Annotated in this window: 16 protein-coding genes and 1 other RNA gene; 12 read left to right on the top strand and 5 right to left on the bottom strand. The window is 38.8% G+C overall.

The genetic code is table 11. The annotated features are described in order from the left end of the window. The first annotated feature begins 2 nt into the window (after positions 1–2). Genes AAY42_RS05600 through AAY42_RS05585 form a run of 4 tightly spaced genes read left to right on the top strand, consistent with a single transcriptional unit; the run spans position 3 to position 4,108 of the window. The gene (locus tag AAY42_RS05600; RefSeq protein WP_055393177.1) at positions 3–1,172 is read left to right on the top strand and encodes a 3-dehydroquinate synthase; all 1,170 of its coding nucleotides are present in this window, start codon (positions 3–5) and stop codon (positions 1,170–1,172) included. Further along, positions 1,147–2,367, top strand: coding sequence for a metabolite traffic protein EboE (eboE, locus tag AAY42_RS05595; RefSeq protein WP_245625595.1), 1,221 nt, complete (start codon positions 1,147–1,149; stop codon positions 2,365–2,367). The genes AAY42_RS05600 and eboE overlap by 26 nt, the downstream gene beginning before the upstream one ends. A 1-nt stretch (position 2,368) precedes the next feature. Continuing rightward, positions 2,369–3,742, top strand: coding sequence for an alkaline phosphatase family protein (locus tag AAY42_RS05590; protein ID WP_055393173.1), 1,374 nt, complete (start codon positions 2,369–2,371; stop codon positions 3,740–3,742). Positions 3,743–3,748: 6 nt separating this feature from the next. Continuing rightward, complete coding sequence (locus tag AAY42_RS05585; RefSeq protein ID WP_055393171.1) at positions 3,749–4,108, top strand: transmembrane 220 family protein; 360 nt, start codon at positions 3,749–3,751, stop codon at positions 4,106–4,108. Here the strand turns inward: AAY42_RS05585 and AAY42_RS05580 are convergent. Further along, positions 4,097–5,827, bottom strand: a complete 1,731-nt coding sequence (locus AAY42_RS05580; protein WP_055393169.1) for a DNA polymerase III subunit gamma/tau — start codon at positions 5,825–5,827, stop codon at positions 4,097–4,099. The two genes, AAY42_RS05585 and AAY42_RS05580, sit on opposite strands and share 12 nt — an antisense overlap. 108 nt (positions 5,828–5,935) lie before the next feature. On the opposite strand from AAY42_RS05580, the gene rnpB reads away from it, so the two are divergent. Continuing rightward, an RNA gene (gene rnpB, locus AAY42_RS17855) (RNase P RNA component class A) lies at positions 5,936–6,238 on the top strand. Here rnpB and AAY42_RS05575 read toward each other — a convergent pair. From AAY42_RS05575 to AAY42_RS05565, 3 genes are read right to left on the bottom strand one after another with little or no spacing between them, the layout of a single operon-like run. Next, positions 6,237–6,773, bottom strand: a complete 537-nt coding sequence (locus tag AAY42_RS05575) for an RsmD family RNA methyltransferase (protein ID WP_055393167.1) — start codon at positions 6,771–6,773, stop codon at positions 6,237–6,239. The genes rnpB and AAY42_RS05575 overlap by 2 nt on opposite strands. After that, positions 6,773–7,606 carry a DUF3822 family protein gene (locus AAY42_RS05570; protein ID WP_082433333.1) on the bottom strand — a complete coding sequence of 278 codons (834 nt, stop codon included), beginning with the start codon at positions 7,604–7,606 and terminating at the stop codon, positions 6,773–6,775. The genes AAY42_RS05575 and AAY42_RS05570 overlap by 1 nt, the downstream gene beginning before the upstream one ends. Further along, positions 7,587–8,321 carry a hypothetical protein gene (locus AAY42_RS05565; RefSeq protein ID WP_082433332.1) on the bottom strand — a complete coding sequence of 245 codons (735 nt, stop codon included), beginning with the start codon at positions 8,319–8,321 and terminating at the stop codon, positions 7,587–7,589. The genes AAY42_RS05570 and AAY42_RS05565 overlap by 20 nt, the downstream gene beginning before the upstream one ends. A 107-nt stretch (positions 8,322–8,428) precedes the next feature. Here AAY42_RS05565 and AAY42_RS05560 point away from each other — a divergent pair, with 107 nt between their 5' ends. From AAY42_RS05560 to AAY42_RS05535, 6 genes are read left to right on the top strand one after another with little or no spacing between them, the layout of a single operon-like run. Then, positions 8,429–9,862: an ATP-dependent DNA helicase gene (locus AAY42_RS05560; protein WP_055393163.1), complete on the top strand. Its 1,434-nt coding sequence runs from the start codon at positions 8,429–8,431 to the stop codon at positions 9,860–9,862. Between the two features lie 30 nt (positions 9,863–9,892). Continuing rightward, a complete protein-coding gene (locus AAY42_RS05555) occupies positions 9,893–10,456 on the top strand; it encodes a DUF4126 domain-containing protein (protein WP_055397736.1) in 564 nt (187 codons plus the stop codon). A 39-nt stretch (positions 10,457–10,495) separates the two neighbouring features. After that, positions 10,496–11,209, top strand: a complete 714-nt coding sequence (gene kdsB, locus AAY42_RS05550) for a 3-deoxy-manno-octulosonate cytidylyltransferase (protein ID WP_175288791.1) — start codon at positions 10,496–10,498, stop codon at positions 11,207–11,209. Then, a complete protein-coding gene (locus AAY42_RS05545) occupies positions 11,200–11,904 on the top strand; it encodes an HAD family hydrolase (protein WP_055393159.1) in 705 nt (234 codons plus the stop codon). Before kdsB ends, AAY42_RS05545 begins: the two co-directional genes overlap by 10 nt. Then, positions 11,904–13,031, top strand: a complete 1,128-nt coding sequence (locus AAY42_RS05540; protein ID WP_055393157.1) for an iron-containing alcohol dehydrogenase family protein — start codon at positions 11,904–11,906, stop codon at positions 13,029–13,031. The genes AAY42_RS05545 and AAY42_RS05540 overlap by 1 nt, the downstream gene beginning before the upstream one ends. A 42-nt stretch (positions 13,032–13,073) precedes the next feature. Continuing rightward, the gene (locus AAY42_RS05535; protein WP_055393155.1) at positions 13,074–13,613 is read left to right on the top strand and encodes a 1-acyl-sn-glycerol-3-phosphate acyltransferase; all 540 of its coding nucleotides are present in this window, start codon (positions 13,074–13,076) and stop codon (positions 13,611–13,613) included. Here AAY42_RS05535 and AAY42_RS05530 read toward each other — a convergent pair. Beyond that, positions 13,610–14,104 (bottom strand): hypothetical protein, encoded by a 495-nt coding sequence (locus tag AAY42_RS05530; RefSeq protein ID WP_055393153.1) that lies wholly within the window; start codon positions 14,102–14,104, stop codon positions 13,610–13,612. The genes AAY42_RS05535 and AAY42_RS05530 overlap by 4 nt on opposite strands. A 571-nt stretch (positions 14,105–14,675) precedes the next feature. Here AAY42_RS05530 and AAY42_RS05525 point away from each other — a divergent pair. Then, positions 14,676–23,045 carry a PKD domain-containing protein gene (locus AAY42_RS05525; protein WP_055393151.1) on the top strand — a complete coding sequence of 2,790 codons (8,370 nt, stop codon included), beginning with the start codon at positions 14,676–14,678 and terminating at the stop codon, positions 23,043–23,045. The last annotated feature ends 6 nt before the right edge of the window (positions 23,046–23,051 follow it).

Raw genomic sequence — 23,051 nt, 5'->3', positions numbered from 1 at the left:
TAATGAAGTCACTACCACCAATATCTCAAGCATTTTCAGTAAAATACGAGTACAAACTCCATTTTACAGAGCATCTTTTTGCTTTAGATAATGAATTGTTTCTGAATATAATTAAGGATTATAAAGATGGTGAATCCACAAAAATCATTTTTATTATTGATGATGAGGTCGCTAACGCGCATCCAAAGATTGTAGAAGAAATAGAATCGTATTGTAGTCAAAACGTCTCCGAGATTCAGCTAATGCAAATTTTAGTAGTTAAGGGTGGCGAAGCAAGTAAAAATAATTACTCAAACGTAAAAAAAATTGTCGCTGGTATTAATGATAATGCTATATGTAGACATTCGTTTGTGGCGGCAATAGGAGGTGGAGCTTTAATAGATATGGTAGGATATGCAGCGGCAATAGCGCATAGGGGTGTGAAACTAATTAGAATTCCTACAACCGTACTTTCACAGAACGATGCAGCAGTGGGGGTAAAGAATGGAATCAATGAATTTGACAAGAAAAATTTCTTGGGCACTTTTGCACCACCATTTGCAATTATCAATGATTTTAATTTCTTGAAAACCCTAGATCAAAGGGATTGGATTTCTGGAATTGCTGAAGCAATAAAGGTAGCTTTGATTAAGGATGAGGTGTTCTTTGAATATATAAAAAAGCATACCAAGGCACTTGCAAATAGGGAGAAAGAACCAATGGCCCATGTAATCTATAAATGTGCTGAAATGCACATGCAGCATATTGCACAAGGTGGAGATCCTTTTGAAAGCGGTTCGTCAAGACCATTGGATTTTGGACATTGGGCTGCACATAAATTGGAGCAGATAACAAATTATGACCTTCGTCATGGTGAAGCCGTAGCAATGGGAATTGCTTTGGACGTAACCTATGCACAGATGATTGGTTTAATTAGCATGGATACCCTAAATACCATACTAAATGTATTGGAGGAAATAGGTTTTGATCTTAAAATTCCAATTAACAATCATTCCAAAGTAGAAGAACTATTAAAAGGGATTCAAGAATTTCGAGAACACCTTGGAGGAGAACTTACTATTACCCTTATTTCTAAAATAGGAGTAAAACATGATGTGCATACTATAGATATGGAAAAAATGCGTGCGTCAATTGCGCTTCGTTCTATTGGCAAAGAAGAATTATCTTGCTAGTATGTTGATTTCAGATTATTACCATCTTACCTACTGCACCAATATACATCCCGGTGAAAATTGGAAGATTACTTTTGATAATCTTGAAAAATATGTCCCACTAATAAAAAAAGAAGTGGCTCCCAATGAGAATTTTGGGTTAGGCCTGCGTTTATCCAATAAAGCAAGTGAGGAACTTGGTTTTGAAAAGAGCTTGGAAAGTTTTAAAAATTGGTTAGATGACCAAGGAGTGTATGTTTACACAATGAATGGATTTCCCTATGGGAATTTTCATGGTGAAAGAGTTAAAGATATGGTCCATGCGCCAGATTGGACACAAATAGAGAGGGTAAACTATACCAAAAGATTGTTTAAACAATTGGCCTATTTATTGCCCAAAGGTATTTCCGGCGGAATATCAACATCTCCTATAAGCTATAAGTATTGGCATAAAACCGATGCGTTAAAAAAGAAAGCACTGGTTGAAGGAGCCAAAAACATGGTGCAAATTGCCACCCAACTTTTTCAGATAGAGAAAGAAACGGGAAAATACATGCACTTGGACATTGAACCAGAACCCGATGGTCTTTTGGAAAATAGTGATGAAGTGGTGGACTTCTTCCATAATTATCTTCTACCAATAGGTTGCCCACAGTTAAAAAGTGAACTTGGGTTTAGCCAGATTGAAGCTGAAAATTGTATTAAAAAATATTTGACTGTTTGTTACGACGTCTGCCATTTTTCACTGGCTTACGAAGAACCGGAAGAGACTTTCCACAAATTTGAATCCAATGGAATTAAAGTGGGCAAAATACAAGTAAGCTCAGCCCTAAAGATTCTTTTTAATGATGGCGATACTGATTTAATATGGAAATCTTTGAAACAATTTGACGAACCCACATATCTGCATCAGATTACTGAAAAAACAGAAACAGGAGTAAAAACATATTCAGATTTACCAGAACTTTTGAAGGAAAAGAAGTCCTTTTCCGAATTGAGAGCGCATTTTCATGTGCCAATATTTTTGGAAAAATTTGATGGATTATCCTCTACCCAAGACCAAATCCTAAAAGTGGTCAAATTTTTAAAAAACAACAAGGTATGTGATCATTTGGAAATTGAAACATATACTTGGGAAGTATTGCCTATCAACCTCAAAAAAGAACTAGCAAGTTCTATAGTTAGAGAAATGGAATGGTTAAAAGCAAAACTTTAGAATGAAAAAAACTGTTGTAATCAATGTGGTTGGACTAACCAAGAGGTTGATTGGAGAACACACACCCTTTATCAAATCTTTTCAGGAAAAAGGTTCAATGAGTTTAATTGAACCTGCATTACCTGCAGTTACCTGCAGTGCACAAGCAACCTATTTAACAGGTAAATACCCCTTCCAACATGGAATAGTGGGAAATGGATGGTATTTTAAGAATGAATGCGAGGTTAAATTTTGGAAACAATCCAATAAATTGGTTCAAGAAGAAAAGCTTTGGGAACATCTAAAAAAAGAGGATGAAACATTTACATGTGCCAATATGTTTTGGTGGTACAATATGTATTCAACAGCAGATTTTAGCGTAACACCAAGGCCTAACTATTTGGCAGATGGAAGGAAAATACCTGATATTTATTCGCACCCTGTCAAATTGCGGGATACACTTCAGGAAGAATTGGGCACTTTTCCATTATTTCAATTCTGGGGTCCAAAAACATCAATAAAATCAAGTAAATGGATTGCAGACGCTTCCATAAAAACAGATGAACTGCACGACCCTACGCTTACATTAATTTATCTACCGCACTTAGATTACAACTTGCAACGCCATGGATTGGACTTTGCAAAGATTTCAACAGATTTAAATGAAATTGATACCGTTGTAAAGGATTTGGTTACCTATTACGAGCAAAAAAACTGCACAGTTGTTTTGTTATCTGAATATGGTATTACCAATGTAGATAACCCAATACATTTAAACCGAGTATTGCGCAAAGGGGGATATTTGGCCATTAGAGAGGAAAGAGGTCTGGAATTATTGGATTCTGGGGCAAGTACTGCATTTGCCGTTGCCGACCACCAGATAGCACATATATATTTGAATGATAAATCTGTTCTAAAAGATGTTCAACTACTGCTACAAAATCAGGAAGGTGTAGAAAAAGTCATCTGTGGAACCGAACTAATGGACTACCATCTAAATCATGATAGATGTGGCGATTTGGTTGTAGTTGCGGATAAAAACTCATGGTTTACCTATTATTATTGGCTGGATGATGCCAAGGCGCCTGATTTTGCAAGGATGGTGGATATTCATAAAAAACCGGGTTATGACCCTGTTGAAATGTTTACTGACCCCAAGGATAAATTGGTAATGGTAAAAGTGCTTTGGAAATTACTTAAAAAGAAACTTGGTTTTAGAACTGTAATGGATGTTATTCCATTAAATGCTGAATTGGTCAAAGGATCGCATGGGAGGATTCCTGAAGATGAGGATGATTACCCAATCTTAATCACCAATAACAATCAATATCCTGATAAAAATCAGATTAAGGATACAGAAGTTTTTGTTATTTTGAAAGAATTAATAAAACAATAGCCCATTATGAAACTGTTTTTTAAAATTTTCGGAATTGTGTTTGCAGCCCTTTTTGTATATGCTGCAATAGTCCAATATAATGACCCAGATGCATTAAAATGGTATGTGTATTATGGAGTTGCAGCGTTTATTTCAATTTTGTTCGCTGTAGATAGATTAAAGTTTTTATGGGTTTTTGTACTGTTACTTTTCTATGGTTTTATGGCTTTTCAAACTTGGCCTGAAAAATTTGAAGGAGTAACCATTGGAGAAGGCGATATTGTAAATATAGAGAGAGGAAGAGAAGCATTGGGTCTTGCCATTGTTGCATGTGTAATGCTGGTATATGCATTAAGGTTGTTATTGAAAAGAAAATCAAAAGTCTAAATCAAATTCTTTCCGTAGAAGATCAATAGCTGGATTTTTCTCTTTTAATTTTTGATACTTTTCTTCAGGAGTAAATGCAAATTTTTTGGCAACAATTTCATTGACAGTAATATGCAGCGAAAGGGAATAATTATTTAGCTTCTGTTTTAAATGGTCCAACATTAAACTTTGTTCCCGCTCCACTTCTTTTTTCATGGTATCATTTGGGAGTTCAATCCAAATGGTGTTTTCATTTTTCAATTTTGGAATATCCGTCTGTAGATTACTTGCCAAGATTTTTCTACCCTTGTCTTCTAAGTGTTGCACAAATTCGGTCCAATATTCTTGCATCTCCGCTTCGGTAAATGCTTCTTTAGGTAGTTCTTCATGAGCAACAGGAGGTGATTTTACATTTTCATGGGCTTTCTTCGCCTTAATACTGGAAAGTGAAAGTCCAGAAACTCTATTTTCAGGAGTTTTAAGTTTAATTTTTTTGATAGGTATTGGCTGCTCAACTGGTTCGGACACTTGAGGAGCTTCTTCTACAGCCTGTGTGTCTGGAATCGCAGGGACTTCTTCTTGTTTTATATTGGTAAGGTTATCCGATACTGCAGTTTTATTGCCTGTTATTTTTTTTGTGAAAAAAGAGGCGGGAATTATGAAATCAAGCTTTTTTTTTTCTCCATCAAAAGTGATAGAGGCTAATTTCATTAAGGTAAGTTCTACGAGCAAGCGCTGATTTCTGCTCGTTTTATACTTTAGGTCACAATCGTTGGCTATTTCTAGAGCCTGTAACAAAAACTCTTTTTGTGCTCTTTCCGCCTGTTGCTTGTACTGCTGTTTCACATCGTCTCCTACTTCAAGTAGGGCGATAGTTTCTTGATGTTGGCACACCATTAAATCTCTAAAATGAGATGCTAAACCAGAAATAAAATGATGTCCATCAAAACCAAGGGACAGCGTTTCATTGAAAAGGACCAACAAATTGGGGATATTGTTTTCAAGAATTAAATCTGTAGTTGTAAAATATGTATCATAATCCAGAACATTCAGATTTTCGGTAACCGCTTTTCTGGTCAATTGTTTTCCTGAAAAACTAACAACTCTATCAAAAATGGAGAGTGCATCTCGCATGGCCCCATCAGCTTTTTGTGCAATAATATGTAAAGCACTTTCTTCAGCCTCCACACCTTGTTGCCTTGCAATATGTTTTAAATATTCCGCAGCATCCTTGACCGTAATTCGTTTAAAATCAAAAATTTGACATCGTGAAAGAATGGTTGGGATTATTTTATGCTTCTCCGTAGTAGCAAGAATGAAAATAGCATGTTTGGGTGGTTCTTCCAAGGTCTTTAAAAAAGCATTAAAGGCAGATTGGGAGAGCATGTGTACCTCATCTATAATGTACACCTTATATTTTCCAACTTGGGGAGGAATACGAACTTGGTCTATAAGGCTTCTAATATCATCCACAGAATTATTGGAAGCCGCATCCAACTCAAAAATATTAAATGCAAAATCTTCATCTTCCTGTTCTGTGCCATCTTCGTTTATTTTTTTTGCCAAAATTCTGGCGCAGGTTGTTTTACCCACGCCTCTAGGACCACAAAACAAAAGTGCTTGAGCCAAGTGATCATTGTCAATAGCATTTTGCAACGTATTGGTAATGGCCTGCTGGCCCACAACATCTTTAAATGTCTGGGGGCGATATTTTCTAGCTGATACTACGAAGGGTTCCAAATCAGGAAAAAATTTGCATTACTACAAATATAAAAATAGGAACGGGCAAAGCCGCTTATCCTTTGTGTAGTAAGCCATTTTTTATTAACAATTGCTTTACCTTTGCTGATAGCAGGCCGCCTTATCGCTGCAATTTCAATTAATTGGAATTGAAGAGGAAAGTCCGGACACCAAAGTGCAGCATAGCGGGTAACGCCCGTCCGCCGAAAGGTGAGGACCAGTGCAACAGAAAGCAAGTACAGTTAGGCTGTAGTGAAATCAGGTAAACTCTATGCGGTGAAACGTCATGTAAACCAATGTTTGAGGGCTGCACGCCCAAATTGGAGGGTAGGCGGTTGGAACTTTTGGGTAACTGAAAGTCTAGATAAATGATAGGGCCAGACAGAATCCGGCTTATGGCCTGCTTTTTTTATTTCTCAAAAAAACTAAACACGCTTCCACCATATTTTCTACTTTCTGTGAAGTTTGGATGGTTGGATAGTTCTGTTTGATTGGAATGTTCTATAATTAAAACTCCGTTTTCCAATAACAGTTCCTTTTCAAAAACCAAATCAGCAATTTTAGAAAATTGGTCGTCTTTAAAACTGTACGGAGGGTCGGCAAAAATAACATTCCCTTTTTCCTTGGTTCTTTCCAAAAACTTGAAAACATCAGATTTAATCCCTGAAATTGGAAAGTCAAGCTCTTTGGCGGTTTTTAGGATATATTGGATACAACCGTAAAAGCTATCAACGACAATGATACCTTGGGCTCCTCTTGATGCAAATTCGAAACTTATATTTCCGGTACCGGAAAAGAGATCCAATATTCTAAGCTCATCAAAATAAAATCGGTTGTTCAAGATGTTAAAAAGCCCTTCTTTGGCAATATCCGTTGTGGGCCGCACAGGGAGTTTTTTTGGTGCAGTAAGTCTTTTGCCCTTATACCTTCCAGAGATTATGCGCATTACAGGGAGTTTAACACCGTAAAATCAATTTCTTTTCCTTGTAGTTGTTCCAGTGGAAAAGTAGAATTGGAAGGCATAAAAACGGAGACATTTTTAATGTATTTATAGCATAACTCATAAATTGGATCTCCTTCTTCTACAAGTCCAAAAAGTTTTAATTGTACATTTTCAAGATTTAGCTGTAACTGTTCCATGCTGAACAACAAATAGTAAAGAAAATCTTCACTTGTCTTGAATTCAAAATAATTGTAGAAGAGTAATTTTTTTTCTGAGACGATCACAATCTCCATTTCTTTTTCAGAAACTTGAACATAGCATACGGGCTCTCCGGAATTTCTATTTTGATTCAATAGGGTTGTGGCCAATACCGTACCACTATGTTTGAAAACAAATTCACCAAAGAGATCAAAGATGTAATTGTTCACATTAGTGAATGGAATGTAGACATTTACAATATCATGGTTCGATATCTCATCAAAAACGATATGGTCGTTAGCCATTATTTTTGAATTGAACTTAAGATAGTTGGGTAGTTCTTTTTCACTAAAAAGTGTTTTGGGAACCAAACTGAACAAGTTGTTCTTGTGAATAACAACAACTTCTGAAAAATTTGTGCCTGTTATGCTCTTTTCATTGAGAACGGCTTTCAGCTCTTTCAATACCAGATAGGGTGTTGATGAAGTTTTGAAAGTTATTTTTTCAAAAGCCAGAATTTTATTGGAAATAGTATCGAGTACACAAAAAGAAAGTCCATTCAAGCCAACTTGAATGGACAATTTTTTGAAATCACTTTCTGGATTGGACTTCGTTATATTAGTTGCTTTTTCTGTCATAGATGGGAGGCCAGTTACCATTTGTACTTACATCGGTAAGTGAGCCAACTTTAATCTCTGTGCCATTAACTTCTTCAACACTTTGATGTGCATTTTCTCTTGCCAATAAATCGGCCGGCTGATCATAAAGAACAACATTCTTCTTTATTTTAGCTTCAAACACAGGTGCTTTGTAGCCTTGTTTATCAATAATATCGGCCTTCATCTCAAATTTCTCACCTCCTTGGGCATAGGGAACTTCCATCATGGTTTTATAACGGTCATCACCTTTAAAAATAGAATCTCTTACTTTTTCAAATCCTAGAGTATCGATGATGACGGTATCTTTTTGAAGTTCAATTTGATACACCTTGTCAAATCTCATGAAAGAAGAATCCCGTTGTTGGGTAATAGTGTAACTTCCTGTATCAACAAATTTAATCAAACTGTTAAAGTCTTTTGCGAACCTACCATTTACGGTTTTATAAGCTTCTTGAGAGTCTCTAATATCTTTAAGCTTCGCGATTACTTGTGAAAATCTTTCCTTGCGAACTTTATTAAATTCGATAGGAGCATTAATGGATTGATAAATTTTATAACCCAAGAAAATACTTAAAAGTCCAAAAACTATGATAAGAACTGGTTTTACTTTTTGCGGTAAAAATCTATCAATTAAGAATACAAGGCCCAAGGTCAATAGGCATATAACTAAAACGATAAGGATTAAGTTTAACATACTAATATTGTCTTTCTGAATTAATTTAGCGGTTACTGACAAATCTACAATTTTTTTTTAATCACGAAACTTTTTGCTTTAAAAAACCATGCTATCTTTAGAAGCTCATGAATGACCCTACGCCATCTGGATTTTTAACAATTTTAACTGAAAAATTTCCACATGACCCAACCATTAAACAGGGTTTGGCCATGGAAAAGCTTTCGGATTTTATTTTGAATGGAAAACAGGAAGAAGTTTTCCTCTTAAAAGGATTCGCAGGTACTGGTAAAACAACAATTGTTGGAACCATTGTAAGTAGCCTTTGGAAAGTCAAAATGAGTGCTGTGCTAATGGCTCCTACAGGTAGGGCCGCAAAAGTTATGTCAGTTTATTCAGGGAACAAGGCATTTACCATTCATAAAAAAATATATTTTCCTAAAAAGCAGACGGGAGGGGGTATTCAATTTGTGTTGGCTCCAAATAAACATAGGAACACCCTTTTTATTGTCGATGAAGCTTCAATGATTCCTGATATACCGGCAGATTCCAAACTTTTTGAGAATGGTTCATTATTGGATGACTTAATGTTCTATGTCTATTCAGGGCACAATTGTAAATTACTTTTAATAGGCGATACGGCACAATTACCACCAGTAAAATTAGATTTAAGTCCTGCCTTGGAAGAGCAACGCCTTTCATTGAACTACAATAAAGAAGTAGCGTGTTTGGAGTTGGATGAAGTAATGCGCCAAACAAGCGATTCAGGAATTTTATACAATGCTACCAATTTAAGAGAGCAACTACAATCGCATTTTTTTGATGAATTTAAGTTTGAAGTATCAACTTTCAAGGACATTACGAGGCTAATCGATGGAAGTGAAATACAAGAAGCCATTGATTCATCATACAGTCAAAATGGAAAAGAGGAAACGGCAATTATTGTGCGTTCCAATAAACGGGCAAATCTCTACAATAAAAACATTAGGGAACGAATTCTTTTTTTAGACAATGAGCTGGCCGTAGGTGATTATATGATGGTGGTAAAGAACAATTACTTTTGGCTACGACCCAATTCTGAAGCTGGTTTTATTGCCAATGGCGACATCATTGAAATATTGGAATTGTTCTCTATCAAAGAGCTGTATGGGTTTTCATTTGCAGAGGTAAAGGTTAAAATGGTTGATTACCCTAATCAAAGACCGTTTGAAACAGTTCTTTTGTTGGACACCATAAATGCGGAGACACCCTCACTTTCGTATGAAGAGGGGAATAGATTGTATCAAGAGGTTTTAAAGGACTACGGGCATGAAAAATCTAAGTACAAAAAGTTTTTAGGCGTAAAAAACAACAAGTTTTTTAATGCACTCCAAGTAAAATTCTCTTATGCGATTACCTGTCATAAATCTCAAGGGGGACAATGGGAAAACGTATTCGTGGAGCAACCTTATTTGCCCAATGGAGTGGATAAGGATTATCTAAGATGGTTATATACAGCTGTTACACGTGCAAAGCAAAAACTATTTTTAATAGGTTTTAAGGACGATTTTTTTCTTGACTAAGAATATCCTATTTTAGTCCGAACCATGGAAATGTCACCAGATACGATTATAAGTATATTTTTAGGCATAGGCTTAGCGGCTTCGGTCGGCTTTAGAGTGTTCTTACCACTTTTTGCCCTTAGTTTAGCCGCTTATTTAGGTATTTGGGAGTTAAATGAAAGTTGGGAATGGATCGGTAGTATGGCTGCAGTGATTACTCTTGGTGTTGCCACATTTGTAGAGATCTTTGCCTATTTTATTCCTTGGTTAGATAATGCACTTGATGGCATATCTGTCCCATTGGCCGCCATTGCAGGTACCGCTGTAATGGTATCAACAGTTGCTAACTTAGATCCGGTGATTACCTGGTCTTTGGCAATTATTGCCGGAGGAGGTACGGCTACTGCTATAAAAGGAGCCAATGCCGCGGGAAGATTAACCTCTACAGCCACAACAGGAGGGATTGCAAATCCATTGGTAACAACAGTAGAAACGGGAACTGCAGTAGCAGTTTCAACGGCTTCAATTTTGGCGCCGTCAATAGCTATTGTACTAGTGATACTAATTTTGGTGATTATTTTTATAATATACCGTAAGTTGCGACCGAAAAAGTAATTTTCATCAATATAAAGAATACGAGTGAAGATAATTTCCATGATACCGGCAAGGTACCAAGCCTCAAGATTTCCAGCTAAACTGATGCAAGATTTGGAAGGAAAGCCAGTAATTGTGCGTACCTATGAGGCAGCAGTACAAACCGGGTTGTTTGATGAAGTCTATGTTGTAACGGATAGCAAAATCATTTTTGATACAATTTCAGAAGTAGGTGGTCAAGTGCTTATGAGTAAGGAGGAGCATGAAAGCGGGAGTGATAGAATTGCAGAGGCCGTAGTGGAAATGGATGTTGATATTGTAATCAATGTGCAAGGAGATGAGCCATTTATTGATTCGGAAAGTTTAAAAAAAGTAATTGAGGTATTCAAAACGGATTCCAAAAAAGAAATAGACTTGGCATCCTTAATGACACCGATCTCGGATTGGGAAGAAATTTCCAATCCCAACACAGTTAAGGTAATAGTCGATACCAATGATTTTGCGTTGTATTTTTCACGATCACCAATTCCTTATCCAAGGGATGAAACTATTGAAGCAACATATTATAAACATAAAGGAATTTATGCCTTTAGAAAAAGGGCTTTGATTGATTTTCAAAGATTACCAATGCTACCATTGGAAGCAAAGGAAAAAATTGAGGCGATTCGATTTTTAGAGTATGGGAAAAAAATAAAAATGGTGGAAACACATGTAACTGGCATTGAAATTGATACTCCAGAAGATTTAGAACGAGCTAAAAAAGCATGGAAGTAAATTTTGAAAATATTAAAGTTATTGGTTTTGATGCTGATGATACCTTATGGGTCAACGAAACCTATTTTAGGGAAACAGAAGAACGCTTTGCCGAATTAATGGAGGGTTATGAAACCAAAAATAAAGTAGACCAGGAGTTGTTTAAAATGGAGATGAAAAACTTGGAACTTTATGGTTATGGTATAAAGGGGTTCGTTCTTTCCATGATAGAATCAGCTCTAGATCTATCAAATGGTAAAGTATCCCAAGAAACCATCTCTGAAATTTTGAATCTTGGAAAAAGAATGATTTCCCACCCGGTAGAGTTATTGGATGGGGTTGAAGAGGTGCTAAGCCAGTTGGTAAATAAATACAGGTTAATTGTGCTTACCAAAGGAGATTTGTTAGATCAAGAGCGCAAGCTTGAAAGGTCTGGAATCTCAAAGTATTTTCACCATGTCGAAGTTCTCAGTGACAAAAAAGAAAGCAATTATAGCAACTTGTTGGAACATTTAGAGGTTAATGTCGATGAGTTTTTAATGATAGGAAATTCTTTAAAGTCAGATGTATTACCTATATTGAATATTGGAGGAAGCGCAGTACATGTGCCATTCCATACAACATGGGCCCATGAAATGATTGCTGATTCTGAACAAATGAACGATCATTTGAAACTAAATAAACTAGAAGATATCCTGAAGTATTTGCAAAATTGATGAAGACGGAAAACGATTTGAAAAGAAACGAAATAAGGTTGGACAACAAGACAGGGTACCGCAACTTTCCAATGGTACCAAGGGTTGTTTTTGGTCAAGGTAGTTTTGCTCAATTAGGGGATATTTTGATGCCCAAAAGAAGAAATTCCAACGCTCCCTTTATCTTTTTGGTGGATGATTTTTTCGAAAAGAACGAAGTTACCCTGTGCATGCCCTTAATGTATAATGACAAGGTATTTTTTATTTCCGCCAATGAAGAACCCAAAACAGGTCAGGTAGATACATTGGTGTCTAAAATACAAGAAGAGTTTGAAGAATTGCCTTCCGGAATCATCGGAATAGGAGGGGGAACCCTTTTAGATTTAGCAAAGGCGGTCGCCATTCTTCTAAACAACAATGGTTTGGCCCAAGATTATCAAGGTTGGGATTTAGTGAGTAAACCATCATTATATCATGTGGGAATTCCTACCATAAGTGGCACTGGAGCGGAAGTCTCTAGAACCACCGTTTTGTTGGGGCCGGAAAAGAAGTTGGGGATCAATTCAGATTTTACTACATACGATCAAGTAGTTTTAGATCCAGATTTAACCAAAAGTGTTCCCAAAGAACAGTGGTTTTATACGGGGATGGATTGCTTCATCCATTGTATAGAATCATTAAAAGGCACATATTTAAATGCCTTTAGCCAAAGTTATGGGGAGAAAGCTCTGGAACTTTGCAAAGAAGTGTTCTTGGAAGATGTTCCCAGTAGCGAATCAAGGGACAAATTAATGATGGCTTCATGGCATGGTGGAATGAGCATTGCTTATTCCCAAGTAGGAATTGCTCATGCAATGAGCTATGGCCTTTCCTATCTATTGGGGATAAAACATGGAATAGGGAATTGTCTTGTTTTTCAGCATCTTGAAGAATTTTATCCAGAAGGCGTGCAAGTGTTCCATAAAATGATGGAAAAACATAACATACAATTACCAAAAGGTGTTTGTGCTGATCTTACCGAAAATGATTTTGATATTTTAATCAATGTGGCCTTGGGAATGGAAGCACTTTGGGAAAATGCTTTGGGGAAAGATTGGAAAGAAATCATGACCCCAGAACGTCTGAAAGGGATTTATCAGAGAATTTAACACATCCAGAACCCTTCTACTGCTCTTAGCAAATGTAAATACATGCGTAGACTAGCCGAGTTTTTATATTTTAAAGTACTGGGATGGAAGCTCATTGGTACATTTCCCAAGGTGGATAAATGTGTGGTAGCTGTAGTGCCACACACCCATTGGATGGATTTCTTTTTGGGTTTATTGATTAGAAAAGTCATCAATGAAGAAATCAATTACATTGGGAAGAAGAGTCTTTTTAAACCACCATTTGGATGGTTTTTTAGATGGACCGGCGGAGCACCAATAGACCGTTCGAAAAGCTCTAACACAGTTGAAAGCATAGTGAATATTTTTAAAGAGAGAAGGATTTTTAGATTTGCTCTGGCACCAGAGGGTACCCGAAAAAAGGTAACGGAACTAAAAACCGGATTCTATCACATAGCAGTAATGGCGCAAGTTCCTATAGTTGCTGTTGCCTTTGACTTTGGAAAGAAGCAAGTCAAAATTTCTGAAGCCATTTATCCGAGTGGTGAAATGAAAGACGATTTTAAAATAATCCACAAATTCTATAAAGGGGTAAAAGGCAAAATTCCAGAGTATAGTTTTTAAATCTTTTTTAAAATCTTAGGCTTTGGCTTTTCTATCTTTTTTGTGTTCCCGGGGAAAACCAAGTTGGTACTGGAATAGCTGCTTCCAAAAGTAATTGCCGCAGCATATACCTGTTGTATAGCGTCAATAACCTGTGCTTCTGAAAGTTCCTTTAGTGGATGGGTGTAAACTGACCATAAAATCTCATCACTTAAGGCATACTTTACATCCAATGCAGAGTGAAAATTGGCCACCAATGCATTCAATAACTCTTCTTCACCTATTTTTTCACGTTCAACAATAGGGGATATGATTCGCATTCTATTCGCATTTTCGTCAAAAACACAGATTAATATGGATTCATTAAATAAAAACTGGTAGGAGTTACCATTGGTTTTGACGGTATCGGCCTCTTGTTCTATAATTTCATAAAGCTTGGAAGGTGTCATTTCTTGGGAAAATAGCCCATTAAAAGCAAGTGTCAGACAAAAACAAATGATAGTGGTGCGCATGAATATGTGTTTCAAATCTTGTCGAATAAAATTCGATTTACTTACATAAAAACAAAGATTGAATTCTTTGGAGATCTTTTGTGCAGTTTCTTTATGTGGTTATAGACAAAGGAAACTATGGATATCGGAAAATTAATTGTATATAACTACTGGGAATGCGGTTTACGGGGAACCAAGTAAGATTTCCACTTCATTTGTTTTATGGTGCCGCTTATCTGATTTTGATGCAGTTTATCGAAAATGAACAATAAACAATTTACAGGTTGTAAAAGTAATGGTACTTTTCGAACATTCTTCCTTCAAAGTGAGGAGAGTTTTTAAGATTACCCAACTATTAGTTTAGTCTATTTCATCCCACCCCGAATCAGACTATGGCACCGCATTGGTTATGGTATTAACCAAACCAACAGTGTATGCCAAAAAATTACTTGCTACCATCTTCAATAAGTAACATTTCTATTTTTTTTGTTTTGGGAAACTTTTTTTAATCCATAAAAAAGTTCCATTGCCGCACACTAAAAATATACTGTTATTACCTCACTAGTTACTCAATAAACCAATTTTAGCCAAAATGAAAATCATCCCACAATTTCCTGGCGGTATCTTTTTTATAAGAAAACCAAAGCCTTTAGCACTATTAAGTATTGTAGATTCAAGCAATGGAAATAATCATTCAAGTTTCCTGCGTTTTGCGATACTCAGCAAAATGTTGACCACATGCCTTATTTTGTTCACTTTTACAAATTCCTTAGTTGGACAAGTTAATCTTACTAGCTCGCCATCAGCGGTTTCTGTAAATGAAGGTGATACATTCACTATTATAATAGCATTGGAAGCAGCAGGTAGTGAAGTGACAAACGGAGTTTCTGTCTATCTCAATTTTGATAGCTCCATAATAGAAGTGAATACAGTTACAGCCTTGGGTACTTCACAACTCCCAGTAGAGATTCCCGGCCCTCCCACTTACGATAACAATACAGGGACTCTATCCTATTCTTCAGGTACTTTCAGTAATTTCCCAGAAGCTAGTTTTGACTATTTGGAAATTGAATTTGTGGGACTTGCAGTAGGCAATACCAATATTGATTTTAACGATATTTTGCCGCTTCAAACAGAAGTGACCGATGAAAATTCGCAAAGTATATTAAATAAGCCTGTAAGTAGTGTACCAGTTGAGGTAACCAATATTACAAATGTTGAGCCAGAAATATCTCTTGCAGAGACAACTTCTGTAAATGAAGGTGAAAGTTTGCAATTGCCATTGACTGTTTCTGACGATGATGGCGATGACCTTACAGTTACAATTACTTCTGTTTCCAATGAACCACAGGAACTTCAGAGTAACAATGAAGCAGGTGAGGTTCCACCCGGTATTCAAAGAGAACCATACCCCATAGATGCCAGCGGTTTTTTTACTGAAACAGGAATAGCAAGCAGTGCGGGTTCCTATAGTTCTACTTTGAACTTTGATCCAACCTATGGTGATGGCGGTTCTAATGGTGATGGAAATGGAGTATATACAATTACGGTCGAGGTTAGTGACGCGAATGGAAATTCGGTATCTAAAACCTTGGATGTTACTGTTAATGATGTAGATCAGAATATATCTTCCCTAATGGCTACCAGGATAGAGGCAGAGTCATATGATGATCAAGGCAATACAGGAGGTGGTGATGGTATTGGAATTGAAGAGGCTGGAACTGGTTTTATTTTAGGTTTCACAACCGCGGGGGATTTCACAGAATATAATATCAATGTAACGGAAGCTGGGACGTATCAAATGGACTTTTTTGTTGCCAGACAACCTACAGGGGCTAAGTCAATGTTGATAACTACTTCGGCTGGTAGTGAAACCCTTGTAGTGGACGATACGGGAACATGGTCAGATTATGATACTGTGAGTGTACTTGTGCCTTTTGATGCAGGGTCGCAAACCCTGCGTTTCGATTGGAACGATGGAGGTGGTTTTTATATGAACATCGATTATTTCGATATGACTTTGGTGCCGGATGCTCCACCTACCGTCAGCATCACTTCTCCAAATGATGGGGATGACTTTTTGGAAGGGTCTACGGTAAACGTTACTGTAGAGGCGACTGATGATGTTGCCGTGACCCAAGTGGAACTGTTCAATGATGGAGTTAATAGCTTAGGAACGGATAGCGACTTCCCATATGAATTTCCTTTGGATTTAGTTGCCGGAACATATAACCTTACAGCTGTGGCGTCAGATGGAAATTCAACTACCACTTCAAGTCAGATAACCATTACTATAAGTACAACAATAGATACTCCCCCAACAATTGACGCCATTGCCAATGTTGCGGTGGAAGAAGGCTCTACGATTAATTTTAATGTTCAGATTAATGATGATATCGATCCTTCATCTTCTATTGAAATCTTTGATAAAAGTGTTTTAGGGACCAGCTCCGTTAACCCAATTGTTTTTACACCAGGAGCAACGGTCAGTGGACTTACGTATTCAGATAATGGTGGAGGCAGCTATACCTTAGATTGGGATACCTCTACCTATACAGGCGATGGAAAATCATTTGAAGCTAGGGTTACGGCCAATGATGGTATAAACCCTCCAGTGGTTGAGATTTTTTCAATCGATTTAGCTCAGAATATAACAGATGACCCGATATTAGCCCGAACTTTCTCTAATCCTTTACCTTGGTATGGGGCAGGTCCTCAAGCTCCATTCACGGTTGCCATTGAAGACACGGGTGCAAAAAATATTGGATACATTGAAGCAGGTGAATTTGTAGAATATGTAATCAATGTACCTACCCCTGGAGTTTATGAGGCCACCTTCTACGCTGGAAAAGGTAATGGTGGAACTCTGACCACAACACTTTCAGTAGACGGTATTACAGTTGGTTCATTTGGAGCTACAGAAAATGGTTGGCAAGAATATGAAATAGCTCCTAGCCCATATACCTTCAATGCGATATTTAATAATGCGGGTATTCAAACGTTACGTCTTGATTTTTCAGGCAGTGGTGGCGTAAATATTAAGGATTTTGAATTTGTTGTTTCTACATCAAATACACCTCCGTTAGTAAATATAACTTCCCCATTGGAGGGAGCCGCTGTTGAAGAAGGTACAGTGATTTTGACCGGTACGGCATCTGATTTTGAAGATTCAGGTCTTACAGCTGGTGATATCAGCTGGAGTTCGGACATCCAAGGTCCATTGGGCAATGGCGCAAGTATAAGCCCTAGCCTGTACGCAGGTACACATGTAATTACAGCTTCGGTTACCGATAGCGGTGCTGAAACCAGCACGGTGAGTATTACAGTGGTGGTCCAACCTTCAGCAGGGATTTGTGACTTGCTGTTTAGGGTGAATGTAGGAGGTGCTGGTGTTTCAGGATGGGACGATAATGATGCTGGTGCCACGGCTACATTTCTAACGGCTGGTGGAACCAATTTGTTTAATAATTCTGGGAATAATGGACATAAACCCATAATGCCTACACCTTTGTTGCCATTTGGCACCCCATTGGAGCTTTTTGAAACTGAAAGATGGGATAGTACAGGTTCTGGAGATCCTGATGAAATGTTATGGCAGTTCCCCGTGGCCGAAGGTACCGAAGTTGAGGTAACCCTATATTTTGCAGAAATTTACGGGCCTTTAAATTCTGCCGGTTTACGAGTCTTTGATGTAACTTTAGAAGGTATCGTACCCGCTGCTTTTGATGATATTGACCCATTTGCCATTGGTGGTGGCGGTGGAAAAGCCTTTGCACTTAGTGCTACAACCACTGTTGTTGGAGGTACATTGGACATCAAATTTTTGCATGGAATAATTGATAATCCGAACATTAAGGCAATTCAGGTCTGTAAGGTGGCAGATCCACCAAACAATCCACCACAATTTGTTGCTTTCCTGAGCCCAGGAGACGGAACAGTTGCAAGGGATTGTGAGGGAGATGGTGAAATGTTCGATTTTAATGCAAACTTTGATGACCTGGAAGATGATGACTCCACCTTGAACATAGAATGGTTCAGTGGAACAACATCGCTAGGTTTTGGCGCACCATTGCAAAATATTTCCTTAGAAGTAGGAACACATTCCATTACCGCAGTGGCAACCGATTCCGATGGAGCCAGTACACCGTCTTCGGTTAGTATGGATATCGAAGTTATTGGCGCACCTATTTTTACCGTTACTGAGAATACTATTGGAGGTTCCCCATTGTTAGATGCAGAGATTGAAGGTCCAGATGTTACTGTATGCTGGAGTGTTGAAAACTTGGACGCTGGAGGTTCTTCAGGGGAACATTTCCATTTGCGCCTAGACGATAGTGATAATGGACAAGGAACAGGTGGTAGCGTTCATGGCCAACCCTATGTAAGAATAGATGACCAAACGGGATGTTTTACATTCACCAATGTTGCACCTGGTGAGCACACCATTAGTGTTCATGGTGCAGAAACGGGGCACAATCAAATATGTGATGCCACCGAAGTCACATTTACTATACTTGCGCCCAACCAGCCCCCATTGATTTCAAGTGCGGCTACTGCCAGTGTCGAAGAGAACCAGACCGGTGCAATAGATGTGAATGCGACCGATGATTCAGATGATGAAGGCTCAGGATTGATTTTCAGTAAGACGGGAGGTGCCGATCAGGCACTCTTCGACCTGGACGTCAACACAGGTGTGCTCACATTTATCGGGGCACCTGACTTTGAGATTCCCGGTGATGATAATGGGGACAACGACTACGAGGTACAAGTAACGGTCACCGATTTAGGAAGCCTGACCGATGTACAGGACATTACCATCACGGTAACCGATGTGTTCGAGAACACCGGTCCAATGATAACTAGTGCAGCTACTGCCAGCGTTGACGAGAACCAGACAGCGGCCATTAATGTTGAGTCCACCGATGATGTTGACGAAGAGGGCTCAGGATTGTTGTACAGCAAGAGCGGCGGTGCGGATCTGGCACTGTTCAATCTGGATTCCTCTACTGGGGTACTGACCTTTATCAATGCACCTGACTTTGAGATACCCGGGGACGATAACGGAGACAATGACTACGAGGTACAGGTGACCGTTATGGATTCCGGAGGATTGACGGATGTACAAAACATTGTCATTAGTGTCAATGATTTGGATGACACCCCGCCGACGGCTTTATGTATAGGGGACTATTCTTTGACGGTAGATTTGAATACTGATGGAAATGCAAGTATCACTGCAGCAGATATAGATGCAGGATCCAGTGATGCTGGCGGTATTGCAAGTATTTCGGTAAGCCCAAGTACATTTACTTGTGCTGATTTTGGGGAGCAAATAGTCACTTTGACTGTAACTGATAACAGCGGAAATATAGCTACTTGTTCGGCAATCATTTTGGTTAACGACACCTTGGCGCCAAGCATTACCTGTCCACCAAATGTTAATCGAATTAGTAGTGGAGCGGTAATGTTGACTGATTTGGATATCGGTACACCCGTTGTAGCTGATAACTGCGGAGTCGCCAGTGTGGTGGGCACCCGATTAGATATTAATAGTACGGATTTAACCACGGCACCCTATCTAGGAATCACAATAATACAATGGGTGGTAACGGATACTAATGGTGTGGTAAACATGTGCAATCAGAACATTACTGTTTCTCCACCACCTACGGTGTCCGTGCCAAGCGTTGTGAACAAAACGCAAGCCATGGCCGAGTCCGACATTATTACTGCCAACCTTGTGGTGGGTGCGGTTACAACAGTAAACAGTGATACCATTGCTGCCGGAGATGTAATCAGTCAAAACCCAGCTGGCGGAGCTTCCGTAGAGGAGAATTCTCCAGTGGATTTGGTTGTATCATTAGGCCCGCTTTGTGAAGTAAACATTGATAACCAGCCACTGAGCTTGTCAGTTTGTGAGGGAAGTACCAACTTTGCTTTTTCGGTACAGGCATCTGGCAATGGTATTCTTTCTTACAATTGGCAAATCTTTGATACATTCAGTGAGGTCTGGGTGGATTTTCCAACTTTCAACGGAAATGCAAGTTTAAATTTCGATGGACCAATTGGACTTTCAGCAAATGGAAATCAATATCGTGTAATTGTTACCTCTGATAACAGCACGGGCGATAATACAGACGATGACTGTTCGGTCATAAGTGATGAGGTACTATTAACGGTAAACCCATTGCCAATAGTTGCATTTACTGCTCTAGCCGACGTTTTCATCGATGCTGGAGTGCAAACCGGTTTAGGAGGTGGCACACCACCACAAGGCTCTGAGGTTGGTGATAATGGTGTTTATAGTGGTCCAGGAGTTACCGATGATGGCAATGGAATGACCTATAGTTTTGAACCTGCTATTGCCGGTGTTGGAACCCATACAATTATATATACGTATACCAACGCAAATGGATGCACAGATTCGGCAAGCGATGATGTCGTTGTAATGCAAGTTATTGATAATCCACCTACCATTGACTGTCCAGAGGACATAACCGTCAATGTGGATCCAGAACAGTGTGGTGCCATTGTAGTCTATACAGCACCCGTTGGAGTTGATGATATGGATGGGGCCATTACTGGACTTACAGCTGGTCATGGCAGCGGTGCATTGTTCCCAGTTGGTGTTTCAACAGAGACCTATATGGTAACAGATTCAAATGGGCAGACCTCATCTTGCAGTTTCACCATTACAGTGATTGATAATATTAATCCAGTGGCCACTTGTCCAGATAATATTTTTGTCAGTAACGACCCTGGGGAATGTGGAGCAATTGTTGAATTTAATCTATCAGTTTCTGACAATTGCCCTGGGGCCACAATTTCATCAGATTTCTTGAGTGGGTCCCTATTTCCAATAGGTACAACTTCTGTAACGGCCACTGCAATTGATGCTACTGGAAACACCGATACCTGCACTTTTAATATCGAGGTAGAAGACACAGAGGCCCCTGAGGTAGTATGCACCGATTTTACGATACAGTTAGATGCTAATGGAAACGGCAGCATTGAAGTCTCGGATATTGATAATGGTTCATCGGACAACTGTGGAATATCCAGTATTGATTTGGACACCACAGTGTTCACTACATCAGATATTGGGGAAAACGGGGTTGTTCTTACAGTTGTTGACAACAATGGCAATTCAAACACATGCGAGGCTACTGTAACTGTTGAACCTTATGTACCATCGGTACTTTCTATTACGGAGTTTATGTTGGTCAATGCGGATAGTGAGCAGGACATTATGATTATTGCCGATGGTGAGATCATTGATATTAATTCATTGCCCACCGAAAACTTAAATATTAGAGCGGAAACCACCAACGATGTCGAGAGTGTGTTCTTTGAGCTAAGCGGAACTCAAAACTCTACTAGAAATGAAAACGTGGCGCCATATGCACTTTTTGGGGATGCTTCAGGAAATTATAAGTCAAATGACTTTTCACTTGGATCTTATGACCTAGTGGCCACGCCGTATTCGGAGAATGGTAAAAAAGGAATCCAAGGAACAAGTCTTGCCATAAACTTTGTTTTTACTTTGGGCAATGTATCGCCTATTGCGGTTGCCAATGGAGTTGTTGATGAAACCATTGCGTACAAAATCAATTTTTTCAGCACAGGATCCTATGACCCAGACGGGAACATAGTCTCTTATGAATGGGATTTTGGAGACGGAAATACATCTAATGCAGAAAATCCCATGCATACTTATGCCGCTGAAGGGGAGTATTCCGTAACCCTTACTGTAAATGACAATGAAGGGGGAGAGGATATAACATCTATAGATGTTTTAGCTCAAGAAATACCTGTAAATATGATGCCAGTTGCGATAGCAGACGGTACTGCAGACGGTATAATTTCCTACAAAGTGAATTTCTCCAGTAGCGAATCATATGACCCGGATGGAAACATAGTCTCATATGAATGGGATTTTGGGGACGGAAATATGTCAAATGAAGAAAACCCAATGCACACCTATGCATCTGGTGGCGATTATTATGTGACCTTGACCGTAACAGATGATGATGGCGAAGAAGGTTTCACATCCATAGAAGTTTCAGCAGAAGAAATACCTAATGTACCGCCCGTAGCAGTTGCCGATGCTGGAACACCCAATGAATTTGTGGTAGATTTCTTAGGTAGTGAATCAGATGACCCAGATGGGAACATAGTCTCCTATGAATGGGATTTTGGGGATGGAAATACATCAACCGATATTAATCCAACCCATACCTATACCGATGAAGGGGTTTATTTGGTAACCCTTACCGTAATTGATGATGATGGTGCGGATGGAACAGCAGCTATTCAAGTTAACATTGTTGAGGATAGTGATATTCAGAAAGTGGTTGCTCTTACATTGATTAATGCTGATACTGATACCGGAATAATTGAATTGACAAACAACATGCTCCTTGATGAAGCAAGCCTTGAGGGCATTGGCCTTAACATTGGCGCCACCACAAATCCCGAAATTGTTGGAAGTGTCTTCTTCCAGTTGACAGGCCCATTGGAAAATAAGAGGAAAGAATCGGGAGCACCCTATGCTTTATTTGGAGATTTCAAGGGAAATTATTTCGCACGGACATTCCCGGCAGGAGACTACACGATTACTGCAACACCCTATTCTTTGGCTGGGGCCAAGGGAGAAGAAGGGCAATCGCTAACAATCAATTTCACGATTGCTCCAACTGTTGCCCCATTGGTAGCAAATGCTTTAAAAATATATCCAAATCCAGCATCTGAAAGTGCAACAATGGATTTTGAGGTACCAACCCAGGTCCAGGAATTCCTGATTTTCGACATTACTGGGAAATTGGTGAAAAGAGTTGAGATAGATGTCAGTGATGATAATTATCAATTGAGTGTATATGATCTTCCTGTGGGAACTTATCATGTTCGGACAACGGATGTAAATGGTGTGGTCTTTAGGGAACAAATGGTAGTAAAGAAGTAAAAATAT

It is taken from the genome of Flagellimonas eckloniae (assembly GCF_001413955.1).
Taxonomy (GTDB): domain Bacteria; phylum Bacteroidota; class Bacteroidia; order Flavobacteriales; family Flavobacteriaceae; genus Flagellimonas; species Flagellimonas eckloniae.
The sequence above is the reverse complement of the archived record's forward strand: the minus strand, read 5'-3'. Positions and strand labels throughout refer to the sequence as shown.

Excerpts from the sequence above, each read along its gene's own strand:
- AAY42_RS05585 (WP_055393171.1), top strand. The coding sequence starts at position 3,749 with ATGAAACTGTTTTTTAAAATTTTCGGAATTGTGTTTGCAGCCCTTTTT.
- AAY42_RS05575 (WP_055393167.1), bottom strand. The coding sequence starts at position 6,773 with ATGCGCATAATCTCTGGAAGGTATAAGGGCAAAAGACTTACTGCACCA.
- AAY42_RS05525 (WP_055393151.1), top strand. The coding sequence starts at position 14,676 with ATGAAAATCATCCCACAATTTCCTGGCGGTATCTTTTTTATAAGAAAA.
- AAY42_RS05545 (WP_055393159.1), top strand. The coding sequence starts at position 11,200 with ATGGAAGTAAATTTTGAAAATATTAAAGTTATTGGTTTTGATGCTGAT.
- AAY42_RS05555 (WP_055397736.1), top strand. The coding sequence starts at position 9,893 with ATGTCACCAGATACGATTATAAGTATATTTTTAGGCATAGGCTTAGCG.
- kdsB (WP_175288791.1), top strand. The coding sequence starts at position 10,496 with ATGATACCGGCAAGGTACCAAGCCTCAAGATTTCCAGCTAAACTGATG.
- AAY42_RS05590 (WP_055393173.1), top strand. The coding sequence starts at position 2,369 with ATGAAAAAAACTGTTGTAATCAATGTGGTTGGACTAACCAAGAGGTTG.
- AAY42_RS05570 (WP_082433333.1), bottom strand. The coding sequence starts at position 7,606 with ATGACAGAAAAAGCAACTAATATAACGAAGTCCAATCCAGAAAGTGAT.
- AAY42_RS05530 (WP_055393153.1), bottom strand. The coding sequence starts at position 14,104 with ATGCGCACCACTATCATTTGTTTTTGTCTGACACTTGCTTTTAATGGG.
- AAY42_RS05535 (WP_055393155.1), top strand. The coding sequence starts at position 13,074 with ATGCGTAGACTAGCCGAGTTTTTATATTTTAAAGTACTGGGATGGAAG.
- AAY42_RS05540 (WP_055393157.1), top strand. The coding sequence starts at position 11,904 with ATGAAGACGGAAAACGATTTGAAAAGAAACGAAATAAGGTTGGACAAC.
- AAY42_RS05600 (WP_055393177.1), top strand. The coding sequence starts at position 3 with ATGAAGTCACTACCACCAATATCTCAAGCATTTTCAGTAAAATACGAG.
- AAY42_RS05560 (WP_055393163.1), top strand. The coding sequence starts at position 8,429 with ATGAATGACCCTACGCCATCTGGATTTTTAACAATTTTAACTGAAAAA.
- AAY42_RS05565 (WP_082433332.1), bottom strand. The coding sequence starts at position 8,321 with ATGTTAAACTTAATCCTTATCGTTTTAGTTATATGCCTATTGACCTTG.